This is a genomic window from Epilithonimonas sp., from assembly GCF_056329745.1.
In genome coordinates this window covers 80,470-96,191 of sequence record NZ_JBWEYV010000006.1, presented here as the reverse complement: position 1 = coordinate 96,191, position 15,722 = coordinate 80,470, and the positions used below count along the sequence as shown (strand labels likewise).

The following is a 15,722-nucleotide window of genomic DNA, read 5'->3' as shown; positions in this document are numbered from 1 at the left end:
GTTAGTTAATTTTATTATTTAGTTTTCCTAGTAAATTTTACCGCTCCGGCAGGAATATCCTGTATTGTCCTAAAACCGATGTAACTTCTGGCAGAATCTTTTCTCTCCCAATCCCTATATCCAGTCATTAAAAGATATCCTACATCCTTCCAAGATCCCCCACGTACAGTTTTCTTAACTTCTCTGTATGCCTGATTAGACAAATAAGGATTTAAAGTGGATGAGAATTCATAAGTGGAATTGTTATAAGGTGATTCTGTCCATTCAGATACATTCCCAGCCATGTCATACAATCCATAACCATTTTTCGGAAATTTTTTAACAGGAGCTGTATAGGTATAATTACCTTTTTTCTCATCTTCTATGTAGGTACCCCTTTTTGGTTTAAAGTTTGCAAGATAGCAGCCTCTGTCATCCTGAAGATAAGGACCACCCCAAGGATAGGTAGCATTTTGAATACCACCTTTTGCAGCATATTCCCACTCTGCTTCCGTTGGAAGACGGAACCTCATTGATTTTTGCTTTTTCTTTTTAAGACTGTTATTATAATCAGTTTTTAATTTAGTTTTAAAATCACAAAATGCTCTGGCCTGATCCCACGTTACCCCCACAACAGGATATTCTTTATAAGCATTGTGCCAAAAGTACTGGTCAAATAATGGCTCATTATAGGCGTAGTTAAAATCCTTTAACCAAACTGTAGTATCTGGATAAACAGCGATACTTTCTTTTTTAAGATAATTTGCACCTCTATTTTTGTCCTTTACAGCTGATACTACATCTTCCCACTGATAATTATATTTGATTTTTGACCAATCAATAATCCTTTCATTATTAATTCTCTTGTCAGCTGGTAGGTACATAGACTCCAGGACTTCCGCATACTTTTCGTCTGGATAAGCTGAAGTATTGTAATGAATAGGAACTTTCCAATCCAATTTTTTTGACTCATCGTAGCCATCACGACCTCCCTGAGATTCTAAAAATTTCTGATAAGGTGTTGCATCTTCTGCTGTCTTTTTAGAAGCATATGCATAATCCCCAATGTTGCCACCATTGCCATTGTCACCGCCACCTTCTCCTGCAGCTTCTGCTAATAAACCTCTGGCAATAGAATCTCGAACTGCATTAATAAATACACGATATTCTGCATTGGTAATTTCTGTCTCATCCATGAAAAAGGAAGAAACAGTAACCGTCTTTGGCGTAGCTTTTTCTGGTGTACTTGCAAAGTCCTGATCTGCCATTCCCATTACAAAAGAACCTCCGGGAATTGGAACCATACCATAAGGTCTTTCTGCAACAAAAGACTTGGATGATCCACGTGGTATAAGCTCCCCTTTAAGACCAGGTTTACCGGAACTACCTTTGCTACCCTTGGAACAGGAAATAACAGCAGATGCCGATAAAAGTATAAGTAATATCCTTTTCATCTATTTAAAGAAATTAAGCGGTAAATATATAATTTTTTTTATGACTAATTATCAATTTTTAATGTAAAACGTAAATTGTTAAAGAATATTTCACAGCATCAGAAATTATTCAACAGTTACGGATTTTGCAAGGTTTCTTGGCTGGTCCACATTGGTACCACGATCAACCGCAATATAATAAGCTAAAAGCTGTAATGGTATAGATGCCAGTATAGGTGAAAAGCATTCTGCTGTTTCTGGAATTTCTATAATATAGTCAGCCATTGCTGCAACTTGTGTATCACCTTTATTAACGATGGCAATCACTTTGCCTTTTCTGGCTTTGATTTCCTGCACATTACTCACTATTTTATCGTAATGTCCAATTTTTGGAGCGATAATGACAATAGGCATATTCTCATCTATCAAAGCAATTGGGCCATGCTTCATCTCGGCAGCAGGATAACCCTCTGCATGGATATAAGATATCTCCTTAAGTTTCAAAGCACCTTCTAATGCTGTAGGAAAATTATATCCTCTGCCTAAATAAAGAAAGTTGCTGGCATTAACAAAATGAAGGGCAATTTCCTTAACCGTATCATTAACTGATGCCAAGACGTCTTCAACCTTTTTAGGGATAGCATCCAGCTCTGTTACCAATCTCATAAAATCCGCCTTACCAAGATTTCCATTATGGTGACCAATTTTAATCGCGATAAGTGATAGGATGGTAAGTTGTGCTGTAAAAGCTTTTGTAGAAGCAACACCAATTTCTGGACCTGCATGGGTATAAGAACCCGCATCTGTAAATCGCGCAATTGATGAATCTACAACATTACAAATCCCATAGACAAAAGCACCTTTCTCCTTGGCCAATTTAATTGCGGCCATAGTATCCGCTGTCTCACCAGACTGTGATATGGCAATAACAACATCTTTAGGCCCTATAATAGGATTTCTGTAACGAAATTCTGATGCATATTCTACTTCTACAGGTACTCTTGCGAACTCCTCTATCAGATATTCACCAATAAGACCTGCATGCCATGATGTTCCACATGCGATGATAACAATTCGTTCTGCATTAGTTAATCGCTCCAAATGATCCCAGATTCCGGCCATTTTTATAATACCTTCATCTACAAGCAATCTTCCGCGCATTGTATCCAGAATAGATTTTGGCTGTTCAAAAATTTCTTTCAGCATAAAATGCTCAAAGCCTCCCTTCTCGATCTGCTCAAGATTAAGCCGTAGCTCTTGTACAACGGGTTCTATTTTTGTGTTTTCTTTAATTGTTCTGATATCAATCCCATCCGCCAAAGAGATGGTAGCCATATGACCTTCTTCCAGATAAACAGCTTCTTTTGTAAACTCTACAAATGGTGATGCATCAGAGGCTACAAAATATTCGTTATCACCAATACCTATGGCTAACGGTGATCCCAGTCTTGCCACCACAACCTGTCCTGGGAAATCTTCATGCAAAACAGAAATTGCATAAGCTCCATAAACTTCATTAAGTGCATAACGAACAGCATCTGGAAAAGTAAGCGCAGGCCCCTTATCCATAAAATACTGGATAAGATTAACCAACACTTCTGTATCAGTCTCGGATTTGAATTCGTAATCTTTATTAATAAGCATTGTTTTGATGGTGTCATAATTTTCTATGATACCATTATGAACAATAGCTATTTTCCCATTATTAGAAATATGTGGATGAGAATTATTATCACTAGGCACCCCATGGGTAGCCCATCTTGTATGCCCCATCCCTAAAGTTGAGGTGTGGTGAAGATTTTTTGAAATCGCAACAAGGTCATCTACCTTTCCTTTTGTTTTTTTTATCTCAAAATCCCCATCGGTTTTCTCCAGTACTATCCCAGCGCTGTCATATCCTCTGTATTCCAGACGTCTTAGACCGTTGATTACAATATCGTAAGCATCACGAAATCCTGTATATCCAACAATTCCACACATAATTTATCTAATTAGTTGTTTTTTCTGTAAATATTAATCGTAGTTGTGCACCTTTATAAGTTTTCACATCCACTTCATTACCAAAATTATTAGTATCTGCCATACCCTGCAATACAATCCTGAATGGATTATAGGCTCTTGTATTATAATTTTGCCCCAACAATGCACCATTAGAGGGGTTTGCAAGATAAGACCCCACGTTGATTACAAAATCCTGAAATTTAGAATTATGTTCAACAATATCTTTTAAGGAAGCCGTAATCCCAATATCATAATAAGCATCTTTTGTGGAAAGGTTGCCGGTTTTTACTAGACTGTAACCTGCAGAAGATAGTGCGGACATATCTTTCAAAAAGCGCATAGTATCTTTCTCTTTTACCAAGAGATTGCCAGGCTTTTTGTAGTTGTTCGCCCAAGACTGATCATCATTAAAAAGGCGAATTTTAGCAGAAACAATTGCGATTTTTTTATTAAGATACATATCTCGCAATTTTGCGACAGTATTAGCAGGGATTTTAATCCCAATTCCACTACCGCCCATTCCCTGAAGATAAAGCTTCGAGGCATAATTGGCAGAAGAAACCGGATTGGATATATTCTTAACATTTACCGCATTAGCCATCGCCGCTAAATATGGCGTTCCGGATCGTCTGTTTTTATAATCGATTTGGCTGAGATGCACGTTGGATGATCCCAGGTTAAGAACCGTTTGCGCACTAGTACGAGTTACCGTTCCGTTGTTTGTAACGTCGTTTTTATAATAAATTGTAATTCCAGCATCATTGGGAGCCATGGAGAACAAATAACCATCATTTTCTGCTACAGAAATACTGATTCCTCTAAAGTATCTGATAAAAGATGCGGCGTCTTTTAAAACAGCATTGCCTTGTTTGGCGATAATCTTGTTTTGAAAAAAGTCTTTATCAAGATTAATGCGTAATGATGTAGTAACTTCCGGAATTATATCGCTGTTATCTGCATCCTTAGTAATTTTAACTGAATTAACGGTACCATTAAAAGCTTTTGTTCCAAGAAGTACCCCTTCTGCAACTGCCTTATCTGATGATAATGAATCCGTAGCACCTCCTAAAAAGTCAGTTACCTCCTTCACATTGATTGTAAGAGCCGTACGCTGTCCACCCATTTTGGCTTTTCCGTACTTACTTACAGGATAGGTAGTTACCACTTTTTTTGCCGCAATATTTCCGTCTGGATAGACATAATTTTCATCTGTATTAATTGTTACAGAGTCTTTTGCGGATTCATACTTAGGTTTTAGGGTAAGAACAACAGAATCTATAACTGCATTTTTTCCAAAGTCGGGATCATACGCATTCAAACGTACCTGAGTTACATAAGAGGCTTTTTGACCACCAAAAACAGGTTCGTAAAAAGCACCTATCCTAACACTGTCCAACTTAGAAGCATCCGCACGGATAATATCGTTGTTATCTACATTGTAGGCTATTAGGCTATAGGCTTTATCATAGCCGTCAGCAGCATTGCCCTCTACCAGATTAGATCCCAAGTTATCCAAATCACCTTCACAAGAATTTAACATAATTATTCCCATTAATAATAATGGGAGCAATTTTATTAATTGTTTAAATTTTATCATTATTTATAGAAACAGATTTATTAATAAACGTTTGCAATAGAATCTGCATTCAGATAGTCTGATTTCTCAACCTCTGCATTGCTATAAGCTTCTTCTAGCTTATCATCCAAAAACTCATTACCTTTAACGATGGTATCCACATAGCGCATACTCTCGTTTACAAAACTCAGGAAACTAGGTTTATCTAACGATGTAAGATCAGAAATATTATCAAATTCAAGGATTTCTTTTGTATTTTCCTTCAAAGCGATATCGTCTTCGTTATAAACAGACAGAACAAGTTTTGTATCTTTAAAATAAGTATCGTCTTTGTAATAAGTCTTAAGATAAATTGGTATTAACGCGGCCATCCAACCATTAAGGTGAATAACATCCGGCACCCAGTTTAGTTTTTTAATAGTTTCAATTACGCCTCTTGCAAAGAAAACAGCTCTTTCATTATTATCTTCAAACGGAGCCCCTTCATCATCAAAGTAATATTGCTTTCTTTTGAAATACTCTTCGTTATCGATAAAATAAACCTGAAGTCTCTCACCAGGCAAAGAAGCCACTTTAATAATTAATGGTTGATCCAGATCATTGATGATGATATTCATCCCAGACAGCCTGATGACCTCATGCAACTGAAATTTTCTCTCGCTGATTTGACCAAACCTAGGCATAAACACCCGGACATCGTTACCATCTCCATGCATCTTCAGAGCCATTTTGTGAACCAGACTACCCATATTGGTGTCCTCCTGGTAGGGATACATCTCTGTAGTAACGTATAAAATCTTTTGATTAGGCATAAACTTTTCTTTAACAGAAGTATAAATACTTCATTTTGCAAAATTACAAAAAATTAAATCAAAACATTTATTTTAGTTAACATTAATACTCTTTAACAAATAATACTACTCCTAATTATTAGGATAACAAGCACCTATTTTAAAGAACACAAATCATTATTTATAATTTTCATCAAAATAAGAAAACACAGGAAATGCAAAACAACTACCTTTGAAACTTCAAAAAAAAATCATCAATCTAATGGAAGTTTTTTACGACAGAGATTCCCTTGCCAACTACATTACGAGCCTGAAAGAGAATCATAAAACAATTGGCTTTGCCCCAACAATGGGTGCATTGCATGACGGTCACTTATCTTTATATCAAGTCGCCCGCAAAGAAAATGAGGTGGTTATATCATCTATATTTGTTAATCCTACACAATTTAACAACCCCGAAGATCTGGAGAAATACCCACGGACGATTGATAATGATCTTAGGATTCTGGAAAAATCAACCTTGGTAGATGCTGTGTATGTCCCAAAAGTTGAAGACATCTATCCTAATGGCATGGAAAGAAAGCATTATGACTTTGGAGGGATTGAAAACCTGATGGAAGGCGCCGCCAGACCAGGCCACTTTGATGGCGTAGGTACCGTGGTAGAAGAACTTTTCCGACAGGTGAAACCAGATAATGCTTATTTTGGCGAAAAAGATTTCCAGCAACTTAAGATCATTGAGAAGTTGGTTCAGATTACCGGTTTGAATATCAAAATCAATGGTGTCAAAATCCACCGGCAGGATAACGGTCTTGCCATGAGTTCTAGAAATATGAGACTCTCTGCGGATGAAAAAGAAGCCTCCACCATTATCTATAAAACATTGAATAATGTTAATGAATGGTTCCGTGTATTATCCATACCCGAAATCAAGCAACGTGTAGAAGATATTTTCAGCAACAATGGGATGCAGTTGGAATATTTTTTAATTGCAGACGAAGACACATTGAAAGAAGCCGAATTTTTCTCAAAAGACAAGAATTACCGCGCCTTTATTGTCGTACACGTGGGAAATGTAAGACTAATAGATAATTTGCATTTGGAATAAAAAAGAAGCTTCTTTTACAAGAAGCTTCTACACCAAATCACAAAATATTAATATGAAAAAAATTTACTTGCGTAAATTGTGACCTGGCTGGGATTCGAACCCAGGACCCATACATTAAAAGTGTATTGCTCTACCAGCTGAGCTACCAGGTCGGTCACTTTTTAACTAAAAATTCAGAATTAATAATTAAAAAATTATCTATTTGGTTTTTGAAAATTTCAAGAAGTATTAATTCTTTAGTTTTCAATATTATTTTTTGCTGTGCCTGCGACTGGACTCGAACCAGCACATCCTTAGGAAACCACCCCCTCAAGATGGCGTGTCTACCAATTTCACCACACAGGCAAAAAAAAACCGTATCACTACGGATTTTTTATTTGTGACCTGGCTGGGATTCGAACCCAGGACCCATACATTAAAAGTGTATTGCTCTACCAGCTGAGCTACCAGGTCGGCCACTTCTAAACTTTGCAACAGATTGTTGTTCCGTTTTGAGTGGTGCAAAGATAGGGCTTTTTTTAAAATCTCAAAATTTTTTTGGAACTTTGTTTAAAATAAAATCATGATAATTTCTTTGTTAGGCTACATGGGTAGCGGTAAATCTCACGTTTCCAAAAACTTGAGCGAAAAAATAAATTTTAAATTAATTGACCTCGATAATAAGATTTCTGAGAGGGAACTGATGCCCGTATCAGAAATCTTTGAAAAAAAGGGTGAAATCTACTTCCGTAAGCTGGAAAAAAATATTTTAGAAGAAGTTTTATCCTCTACAGATGATATTATTCTTAGCCTGGGTGGCGGCACGCCGGTTTATTACAATAATATGACTCTCATCAACCACCACTCTACCAGTTTTTTCCTTCGTGCGTCTGTAAAAACGCTTACAGACCGTGTACTTTTACAAAAGCAAACACGCCCATTGATTGCCAAGTTTGAAGACCATGAAGTCCCTGAATTTATTGCCAAACATCTCTTTGAAAGAAACCCATATTACTCACAGGCACATTTTACAATAGATACAGATGCGAAACAGGCCGTGCAAATCTCGGATGAAATTGTGCGCCAGCTAAAGGTTTAATCTTCGGAATCCTCTTTATTGTCACTAAAAAAAACATCCCAATCATCATTATCCATAGCTTCTGACCCATTATCTACAGAATAATCATCCATATCGCGGCGGTCTTTTTTGGTTGGCCGCCCCAATCCCTTTTGACGGTAGTAATCTTGGGATGTACGTCTCATCTTCAGGATGTCGTACTGTTCTTTATCAGTCATATCTGTAACATAATCTGGTACCAATTTGGCGCCCAAACGGCTTTTGGGGATATCCAGAACCTTAATCTTATAATCGATTTGGTTTTTTCTAATCTTAATTAAGTCACCAATTTTAACTTCACGAGAGGATTTAACGGTACTTTCCCCTATGCCCACTCTGTTTTTTTTGATTTCGTCGGCGGCAAGAGTCCTTGTTTTATAAAATCTTACGCTCCACAAAAATTTATCTATTCTCATAATTTTTTATACTTTTGTTCCGTTAAAAATCAACGCAATTTAACGATAATAAAAAAATGAAGAAAATACTTTGGGGATTTGCACTGTCTGTATTGGTATTGCAGGGTTGTAAAAAAGATGAGGATGAGCCGGCATCCACTACAGTAAAAGCAGACAATATTGCGGAACAAAACAGCTGGGACGATACGGCCATTGCTAAATTTCTGGATGAGCATTATTTGGATGCCAAGGGCAATGTGGTTGCCTTCAAAGATAATGACGACAGCGATAATAATCAGAAAAAGCTATCTTCTTATAATGTGCAAAAGTTAAACTCTGGCGTACTTTACATCAAAAGAGCAGATTCTCTACAACCAAATCCTGGAAAAACAATTGCAAGTGATGACGCAATCACAATTATGCAAAATACAGTATCCTACATTGCACTTAAAAACAAAGACAACGGGACTATATCTCTTACATCGGATGCAACCTTCAGTAACACAATAGGTCTTAGTGGTGTTCCAGTTTTTGACCCTTCTTATTATTATGCGAAGCAGTCTTTGATTGATAATTATAATAAAACCAACAAGACAACCTATGACAGAAGCTTTTTTGAAATAGAAGGTTTTAGAGAAGGTTTAAGTAATTTTAAAGCTTTTGATCTGCCAGATTCTGCCGATTACAATCTGCAGGGAGTGATCATTGTACCTTCTAGAGCCGCTTTTGCAAGGGATGCTCATTACCCTTATGGTAATTATAATTGGGCTGATAGAACTTTTGTTTTCAATTTCCAAATCTATGGTACAAAATCAAGAGCTGATGCTGGAAATTAAAACCTGGCATTCACAATCAATTTAGCTAATAACACGAACGACAATATAAAAGGCTTATCAAAATGATAAGCCTTTTTAATATTTAATAATCTAATTCTTTGGAATTGTTTTTTTGATGTCCTCCAATGTTGCTGTATTTGGTAAACCTACAGTCTGAGTTGTTTTCATACCAATTGGCACCGTACTCTTTTTTCTATTCGGGATACTGGCTAGAAAATCCTCGGTGCTAATAGTAGCGGTCAACAGATTCCCCGACTTAGCACTGGCGGTAGAAGTAGCGCTTTGCTTTTTTTGATCCAAGCCTTGTTCAGATACCAATTTTGAAGGTTTTTCAAGGCTTTTTTGATCATCCTTTTTCTTCATCATTTTCATTTCAAATGCTTTAGCATCTTTTATAATCTGGATATCATCTTGTTTCTCAACTGTTTTATTTTCCTGAGCCTTCATCAAAAAACTACCGGAAAGCAGGGCTATTGTTATTAATAATATTTTCATTATTTCTAATTTTTTATTTGATACTTACTAAAACTTTTATTTTGCCAACGGACGGCGCATTGTAATCCTGAAGTGCTTTACCCAAAACCTGCCCAATTTTCACCTTATCCAAGTCTGCTTTCATAGCAACGCCTGCGGTAGAAGATGTAACAAGCAGATCTCCTCTTTTGATAGAACCGCCTTCTAAACAGACTTTGGTTGGAATAACACCAATGACACCCATTGGTACTTTGCCAATCAATTCGGAGTCTATATTTTCTTCGGTTAAAAGGACGCCTGGTTTTGTGGCATAAACACCAGCTACAAGGTTGGAATAAGCAACAGAAGATTTTTCTACAGTTCTGTCTGTTTCGGTTGATATCACCAAAATATCGCCCGCTTCATAATTGGAAAAATGACCTGTCACATCAAAAGCCTCGGCAATATCAGCTCCACTGTTTTGAGTCCCACCATTAAAAAATCCTCTTCCTGCCTTATTTATCCTTGCAACATTGCCACTATCATTTTGAAAGACGGCAAGATTTCCTGATGCACCCGTGTGATTAACAAAAAATGCAGATCCAGTACCTGCATTGGTAACAGCTAGAGTGCTTTGTCCACTGGCTGTATTAAAGTTTCTGAAATAACCTGCTCTACCAGTTGCAAAACTCGGAACAGAAGCCTCTATGGCAGATCCTGTTCCATTGACAGATGTGCTGATGCCATCACCATTTTGGGTAGAATTAACTGTAAGTGCATCGCCCATTCCATCATTGATGACCATTGCCGCACTTGTCCCAGACGCAGCATTACGCTGATAAAAGAGCCCGGCATAGCCGCCTGTCCCCACAGATTCACCATAGACACCAGCCGTACCAAAGTTGGCAAACTTTGAGTTAACCATACCATGTATCGCAGCTGAAGTACCATTGGTATTATCAACAAAAAACTCACCAGCTGTAGAATTGCCAAGCGATGTAGAAGTAAGGACAGGATTGGTATTATTGGTATTAAAGTTTTTGAATTCTGCAGCTTTGCCCGTACTGTAAGAAGGTACCCAGCCAAAAATTGCCCTTCCTGTGCCACTTACATTAGCCTCAATCGCATCTCCGTCTTTGCCTGCATTGGCAAGAAATGCATCGCCATTACCGTCGGAAATTGCAACTAGAGCACGGCCATTGCCTGTTGTGTTGGAAGCATGGAATAATCCGCCAAAGCCACCTGTCCCGGAAGAAACACCAAAAATACCAGCCGCTCCAAAATTACCATATATTGTTTTTACCTCTCCTCTCACGGCCGCACTTACACTACTCGTATTGCTGGCAAGAAACGAAGATACATTACCTTGTGTATTATCAGGGATATTTCCTAAACTGTTAGATTCTACTTCAAGTATGTTTTTATCGTTGGAAGAATTTGTATTCTCAAACCTACCAGCTCGTCCTTTGCTGCCATTAACACCAACCTGCCCAAAAACACCGACAGATGTACCTGTTGTATTGGTAGCTACAAAACCTCTCACGCCATAACCACCACCATCATTACGCCCAACTACAGCACCGGCAATATCACTGGTTGTTCTGCCGACAATCGCTTCACCCGCTCCGTTATTATCACCAACAATACCTGCAGAAGTTTGCTGACTTGTAGCGCCATGCACCGCAAAACCACCTAGTGTATAACTTTCTATGCCGCTACCATTACCGGTAGTACTTACATTGATAACAGATCCATTACCTACAGTAGAGGCATTCAAAACGTTGTTATTATTGGCATTATTAAAGATAGCAATGCTAGCCGGGATCCCATTATTACTAGTTGCCGTAAGCCCAGTTCCCGAATTACTGTTGGCATACACGCCGGTACCCGATGCCGAAGAATTTCCGTAAACGCCAAGACCGTTTGGTGTTACGCCATATACACCCCAACCCGAACCTGCTTGCAATCCCCAAACACCAATACCTAAACCGCCTGTACCACTATTTAAACCTTTTACAGCTGACGAAAAACCTCCCGGCGCTGTACTTGTAACCTCTCCCCTAATGGCAGATATACTGGATGTGGTGGAGGCATTTTGCCCCACAAAAGAACTTCCGTCGCCGTTATTGGTAATGGTCAAAAGATCGGATGCACTGGTTAAGGTATTGGTATAAGGTAGCGTAAATCCGCCACCACCCCCACCGACAGACTTTGCATAAAGCGCATAAGGAACGCTGAGAAGCTGGCTGGTACCGGTGATTGTATAACTGGTGCCACCTACAGGATCTATTTCTGTTTTCAGGTAAAAAGAATTCCCTCCCCAGTTGATCGTGTTAAAAGTTCCACTGAGAACTGTTCCTGATCCTATTTCAAGGCTTACAAGCCCGTTGGCATTGGTTGTTCCTGTCACTCTTTCGGAGTAAACAATTGTTCCACTCGCAGAACCCTGAAGAACGCTAACTTTTACGGCAACATTCTGGTTCGACAGCAATTGTCCCGATGTATTTCGCACAATGGCCTGATAGCTCATTTTTTCCGGAGCTTGGGCAGAAACCATATAGGTACCCAAAGCTAAAGCTGCAATTAATACAATTCTTTTCATAAACTTATTTTTTAATGATTTTAAATGATTTGATATTTTGACTGTTCTGAAAAATCTGAATGATATAAACAGATGATGGTAAAATAGAAAAGTCGAGTTCTGATTTTTGCTGATTGAGATTACCTTTTTTCACAAGTTTACCTTGTGCATCAAAAATGACATAGGAAGAATCTTGGTACTTTTTATCATTGAAGTCAACAAACAAAAAATCTTTTACCGGGTTTGGGTATAAGAGTATATTCCGTTCCTTATGGTCCAGATCTTCTACACCTAGCGTGATAATCTCATAAGCGTGTTGCACGCCTTCCATTACCTCAGCATTGGTTCCCTTTTGCTGGTAATCTATCTGCCCCACAGTATAGGAAGAAGTGCCACCACTTCCTGTGGCATTGCCTCCTGAAGCAACTACGGTCTTTTGTGCTTTTATAAGTCCCATAAACATTGGGATTAAACCTATAAAAGCCATTGGTATTTTATTTTTCATATGATAAATTTTTCTTATTCCAAATTTAGAAACCACAGAAACCGCAAAATCATAAAATAGACGAACGACATTTTTAATAGACCAATGACATTTATCAAAAATTTATTTTACCTTTAATTTTATTTATAAACCTCTATCAATGAGGAAAATATACCTTTTCATTGTACTACAGATCTCCACAACGCTGTTCTGCCAAGAGCAGCCAACCCTGTCGTATTATAAAACCAACAATGAAAAAATTAAGGCCTGGGATGCTTATTGCAAATCATTAACGGATAAGGAAAATTATCACTTACTAATAGACGAGTCTGATATTGGCATCAACTTAGCAAAAAATAACCCCACCTACTTAGCAAAATTCTATTTCTACAAAGGCTATGGTTATGAGTACACCAATAACCAATACGACAAAGCCACTATCAATTTCGAGAAATCACTTCAACTGGCGCAAAGTGCCAAATCCCTCAAGCAGGAAGCGCTGGCCCTGATGAGGCTCAACTATATGTATTATTCTACCAAGCAACATAACAAGGGTGAAGCATTAATTAATTATATTAAAAGAATAGTAGATACGGTAAGACATACTAACTCCAAAGCAATTTTACTGGGCAGCATTGGTGAGTATTATCTGGACAGATCGGAGTTTGAAAACTTTATTAATTATAAGCTGAAAGCTATTGATTACCTGCTGTTGATTAAAAACCGAACTAAGCTAGACGATAACAACATAGGCGTTTCTTATCTTCAGATTGCGGACGCTTACAATGATATGAAACAATATGATAAAGCCATAGAATATTGTGATTATGCCACACCTTATCTGGAAAAATCCGACAGTGTTGCCTTTCTGTACAATTCTTATATAGAAGCTTACACCAATCTTGGAAACATAGACCTAGCAAAAAAATATTATTTGGAATTGTATGGTATTGGGCAAAGCAATCCGGTTCTTTTCCTCAATGTCAGCTATGCCAACCGTAATATGGCAGAGTTTTATTTGGAAAAAAACAGACTAAAACTTGCAGATAATTATGCCAATAAAGCGCTGCTTTTTGCGGCAAAATCCAATGATGAAGAAATCCTAATGGAAGCCAATACTATCAAAGGCAAAGTACTAGTAGGACAAAAGAAATATAACGAGGCTATTACAACGCTGAATAAAGCATTGAATTTTGCCTATATCTATGACAAGCGCTTTTTTGCAGAAATCAATAAAAAACTATCCGAGAGTTATGCTGCCAAAAAGCAATGGGAAAAAGCTTATAAACATTACAAATCCTATAGCCGGACCAATGATTCCCTATCTACAGAATCTGGTAAAAAAAGCCTAGCCATGGCAGAAGCCCGCTTCCAAAACAACAATAAAAAACAGGAAATCAAATCATTAGTTAACGAAAATACGATCCACGAACTGAACATTGAGAACTCAAAAAAAGAACGATGGTACCTAATTTCAGGTTTGGTAGCCATCGCTATTATTGGAGGTGGCTTATATTACCAGAGTAATCATAGGAGAAATGCCAACCGTAAACTGACGAAACTAAATGCGGAACTCGACAAAGCCAATAAGACGAAAATGCAGTTTTTTGGGATCCTTAACCACGATTTGCGCAGTCCGGTCATATCGCTTATTAATTTTCTGCACCTACAAAAAGAAGCTCCCGACATGATAGACACCGATACCAAAAACCGTCTAGAACTGCAGACTACCAGAGCTACGGAACAATTGTTAGGACAGATGGAAGACCTCCTTCTATGGAGCAAAGGGCAAATGGAAAACTTTGTCCCTTCTTTTAAAAATTATAGTGTAGAATCAATATTTTCTGAATTGGAAAATGAACTGGTTTGGGTGCAGGATATTGCGATTTCTTTCCGTTACACGCCGCAACAACTCATCTATACAGATAAAGAATATCTTAAAACCATTATCCGAAATCTTATCAACAACAGTATAAAAGTTTTGACCGACAAAGAAAATGCCCTCATTGTATGCAAAGCGTGGGAAGAACACAATTATTATTACATAGAAATATCTGACAATGGTGGTGGCGCAGGGATAGAAAAATTCCGTGCGCTTTATGATGATGGCACCAGTATTGGGATCAGATCCGGATTAGGATTGCATGTGATAAGGGATCTTTGCAAGGCCATAAAACTCGATATATCGGTAGAAAGTGATATGCTCATCGGGGAAACTTATGTAAGGTTAAGTTCCAAAAAAATTTAAATTGTCTTTATAAGCACGCCCAACAGGCAGGGTAATATCATGATTAATCAATACTTCATAGCTGCTTTTTTTGGTCACCAAATGTCTGGGCACCGCATAACTTTTATGAATTCTTACAAATCCCGAAAAGTGTGTGTGTTTCAAAATTTGCCCAATGGATGACAACACACAATGCCTTTTGTTGGCAGTAATAAGCCTGGTATAATCCTTAAGAGCTTCCAGATAAACAATATCCGAAATCCTTACCTGCACCGTCTGATGCCCTTCTTTGATATTAAGGAACTGCGATCCGGTAAGGATGTCAAAATAGTCTGACTTTTCCCGCATACTGAAAAAATCCCTTAGCTTATTCACTGCATACTCAAAACGTTCCCTTTTGATAGGTTTTGAGAGAAAATCCAACGTATCCAGTTCGTAGGTGTCGATGGCATATTCTGGGTGAGAACTGATGAAAATACATGCCGGTATATGCTGGTACATTCTCCTGATTTCTATCCCAGAAATGCCGGGCAAATCTATATCCAGAAATAGCAAATCGATCTTTTCATCTATAAAATCCCTAGCACTCTCAGCAGAATCTACAGCCGCAACCAGCTCCAAAATATCTTGTTGTTTTACAAGATGTTGGAGCATTAATCGATCTACTTCCTGATCCTCTACAATAATGCATCTGATGATTTTCATGCTACTTGATCTTCATCAAAGTTAGAAAAAAACAAAATAACAGGGCAATAAAAAACC

General features: G+C 37.9%; 13 protein-coding genes and 3 tRNA genes. 4 read left to right on the top strand and 12 right to left on the bottom strand.

Annotation, left to right across the window (positions count from 1 at the left end; genetic code table 11):
- Positions 1 to 14 precede the first annotated feature (14 nt).
- The 4 genes from porK to AC00Y6_RS06255 all read right to left on the bottom strand — a co-directional run bounded on the left by porK (position 15) and on the right by AC00Y6_RS06255 (position 5,801).
- Positions 15 to 1,433, bottom strand: coding sequence for a T9SS ring complex lipoprotein PorK/GldK (gene porK, locus AC00Y6_RS06270; protein ID WP_474489760.1), 1,419 nt, complete (start codon positions 1,431 to 1,433; stop codon positions 15 to 17).
- 105 nt (positions 1,434 to 1,538) lie between these two features.
- The gene (glmS, locus tag AC00Y6_RS06265) at positions 1,539 to 3,392 is read right to left on the bottom strand and encodes a glutamine--fructose-6-phosphate transaminase (isomerizing) (RefSeq protein ID WP_474489759.1); all 1,854 of its coding nucleotides are present in this window, start codon (positions 3,390 to 3,392) and stop codon (positions 1,539 to 1,541) included.
- A gap of 7 nt (positions 3,393 to 3,399) precedes the next feature.
- Entirely contained in the window at positions 3,400 to 4,953 is a 1,554-nt protein-coding gene (locus AC00Y6_RS06260) for a DUF4270 family protein (RefSeq protein WP_474489758.1), read from the bottom strand.
- A 77-nt stretch (positions 4,954 to 5,030) separates the two neighbouring features.
- Positions 5,031 to 5,801, bottom strand: a complete 771-nt coding sequence (locus tag AC00Y6_RS06255) for a glycogen/starch synthase (RefSeq protein ID WP_474489757.1) — start codon at positions 5,799 to 5,801, stop codon at positions 5,031 to 5,033.
- Positions 5,802 to 6,042: 241 nt separating this feature from the next.
- Here AC00Y6_RS06255 and panC point away from each other — a divergent pair, with 241 nt between their 5' ends.
- Positions 6,043 to 6,888: a pantoate--beta-alanine ligase gene (panC, locus tag AC00Y6_RS06250; RefSeq protein WP_474489833.1), complete on the top strand. Its 846-nt coding sequence runs from the start codon at positions 6,043 to 6,045 to the stop codon at positions 6,886 to 6,888.
- Positions 6,889 to 6,967: 79 nt separating this feature from the next.
- On the opposite strand, the gene AC00Y6_RS06245 is transcribed toward panC, so the two are convergent.
- The 3 genes from AC00Y6_RS06245 to AC00Y6_RS06235 form a co-directional block, all read right to left on the bottom strand.
- Positions 6,968 to 7,040, bottom strand: a tRNA-Lys gene (locus AC00Y6_RS06245).
- Positions 7,041 to 7,150: 110 nt separating this feature from the next.
- Positions 7,151 to 7,233: transfer RNA gene (locus tag AC00Y6_RS06240), tRNA-Leu, on the bottom strand.
- Positions 7,234 to 7,268: 35 nt separating this feature from the next.
- A tRNA-Lys gene (locus tag AC00Y6_RS06235) sits at positions 7,269 to 7,341 on the bottom strand.
- Positions 7,342 to 7,450: 109 nt separating this feature from the next.
- Here AC00Y6_RS06235 and AC00Y6_RS06230 point away from each other — a divergent pair.
- A complete protein-coding gene (locus AC00Y6_RS06230; protein ID WP_474489756.1) occupies positions 7,451 to 7,966 on the top strand; it encodes a shikimate kinase in 516 nt (171 codons plus the stop codon).
- Here the strand turns inward: AC00Y6_RS06230 and AC00Y6_RS06225 are convergent.
- A complete protein-coding gene (locus AC00Y6_RS06225) occupies positions 7,963 to 8,400 on the bottom strand; it encodes an RNA-binding S4 domain-containing protein (RefSeq protein WP_474489755.1) in 438 nt (145 codons plus the stop codon). The genes AC00Y6_RS06230 and AC00Y6_RS06225 overlap by 4 nt on opposite strands.
- Before the next feature lie 56 nt (positions 8,401 to 8,456).
- On the opposite strand from AC00Y6_RS06225, the gene AC00Y6_RS06220 reads away from it, so the two are divergent.
- Entirely contained in the window at positions 8,457 to 9,215 is a 759-nt protein-coding gene (locus tag AC00Y6_RS06220) for a hypothetical protein (protein WP_474489754.1), read from the top strand.
- 90 nt (positions 9,216 to 9,305) lie between these two features.
- On the opposite strand, the gene AC00Y6_RS06215 is transcribed toward AC00Y6_RS06220, so the two are convergent.
- From AC00Y6_RS06215 to AC00Y6_RS06205, 3 genes are read right to left on the bottom strand one after another with little or no spacing between them, the layout of a single operon-like run.
- Positions 9,306 to 9,710 carry a hypothetical protein gene (locus AC00Y6_RS06215; protein ID WP_474489753.1) on the bottom strand — a complete coding sequence of 135 codons (405 nt, stop codon included), beginning with the start codon at positions 9,708 to 9,710 and terminating at the stop codon, positions 9,306 to 9,308.
- Positions 9,711 to 9,723: 13 nt separating this feature from the next.
- On the bottom strand, positions 9,724 to 12,270 hold the full coding sequence (locus AC00Y6_RS06210; RefSeq protein WP_474489752.1) for a beta strand repeat-containing protein: 2,547 nt from the start codon (positions 12,268 to 12,270) through the stop codon (positions 9,724 to 9,726).
- A gap of 4 nt (positions 12,271 to 12,274) precedes the next feature.
- Positions 12,275 to 12,754, bottom strand: a complete 480-nt coding sequence (locus AC00Y6_RS06205; RefSeq protein WP_474489751.1) for a T9SS type A sorting domain-containing protein — start codon at positions 12,752 to 12,754, stop codon at positions 12,275 to 12,277.
- A 139-nt stretch (positions 12,755 to 12,893) separates the two neighbouring features.
- Between AC00Y6_RS06205 and AC00Y6_RS06200 the strand changes: the two genes are divergently transcribed.
- Complete coding sequence (locus AC00Y6_RS06200; RefSeq protein WP_474489750.1) at positions 12,894 to 14,981, top strand: tetratricopeptide repeat-containing sensor histidine kinase; 2,088 nt, start codon at positions 12,894 to 12,896, stop codon at positions 14,979 to 14,981.
- Here AC00Y6_RS06200 and AC00Y6_RS06195 read toward each other — a convergent pair.
- Positions 14,961 to 15,665, bottom strand: coding sequence for a LytR/AlgR family response regulator transcription factor (locus AC00Y6_RS06195; protein ID WP_474489749.1), 705 nt, complete (start codon positions 15,663 to 15,665; stop codon positions 14,961 to 14,963). The two genes, AC00Y6_RS06200 and AC00Y6_RS06195, sit on opposite strands and share 21 nt — an antisense overlap.
- Positions 15,666 to 15,722: the final 57 nt, after the last annotated feature.

Bases quoted from the DNA above. Each gene is read 5' to 3' on its own strand.
- AC00Y6_RS06220 (WP_474489754.1), top strand. From the start codon at position 8,457: ATGAAGAAAATACTTTGGGGATTTGCACTGTCTGTATTGGTATTGCAG.
- panC (WP_474489833.1), top strand. From the start codon at position 6,043: ATGGAAGTTTTTTACGACAGAGATTCCCTTGCCAACTACATTACGAGC.
- AC00Y6_RS06195 (WP_474489749.1), bottom strand. From the start codon at position 15,665: ATGAAAATCATCAGATGCATTATTGTAGAGGATCAGGAAGTAGATCGA.
- AC00Y6_RS06200 (WP_474489750.1), top strand. From the start codon at position 12,894: ATGAGGAAAATATACCTTTTCATTGTACTACAGATCTCCACAACGCTG.
- AC00Y6_RS06215 (WP_474489753.1), bottom strand. From the start codon at position 9,710: ATGAAAATATTATTAATAACAATAGCCCTGCTTTCCGGTAGTTTTTTG.
- AC00Y6_RS06205 (WP_474489751.1), bottom strand. From the start codon at position 12,754: ATGAAAAATAAAATACCAATGGCTTTTATAGGTTTAATCCCAATGTTT.
- porK (WP_474489760.1), bottom strand. From the start codon at position 1,433: ATGAAAAGGATATTACTTATACTTTTATCGGCATCTGCTGTTATTTCC.
- AC00Y6_RS06210 (WP_474489752.1), bottom strand. From the start codon at position 12,270: ATGAAAAGAATTGTATTAATTGCAGCTTTAGCTTTGGGTACCTATATG.
- AC00Y6_RS06225 (WP_474489755.1), bottom strand. From the start codon at position 8,400: ATGAGAATAGATAAATTTTTGTGGAGCGTAAGATTTTATAAAACAAGG.
- glmS (WP_474489759.1), bottom strand. From the start codon at position 3,392: ATGTGTGGAATTGTTGGATATACAGGATTTCGTGATGCTTACGATATT.
- AC00Y6_RS06255 (WP_474489757.1), bottom strand. From the start codon at position 5,801: ATGCCTAATCAAAAGATTTTATACGTTACTACAGAGATGTATCCCTAC.
- AC00Y6_RS06260 (WP_474489758.1), bottom strand. From the start codon at position 4,953: ATGTTAAATTCTTGTGAAGGTGATTTGGATAACTTGGGATCTAATCTG.
- AC00Y6_RS06230 (WP_474489756.1), top strand. From the start codon at position 7,451: ATGATAATTTCTTTGTTAGGCTACATGGGTAGCGGTAAATCTCACGTT.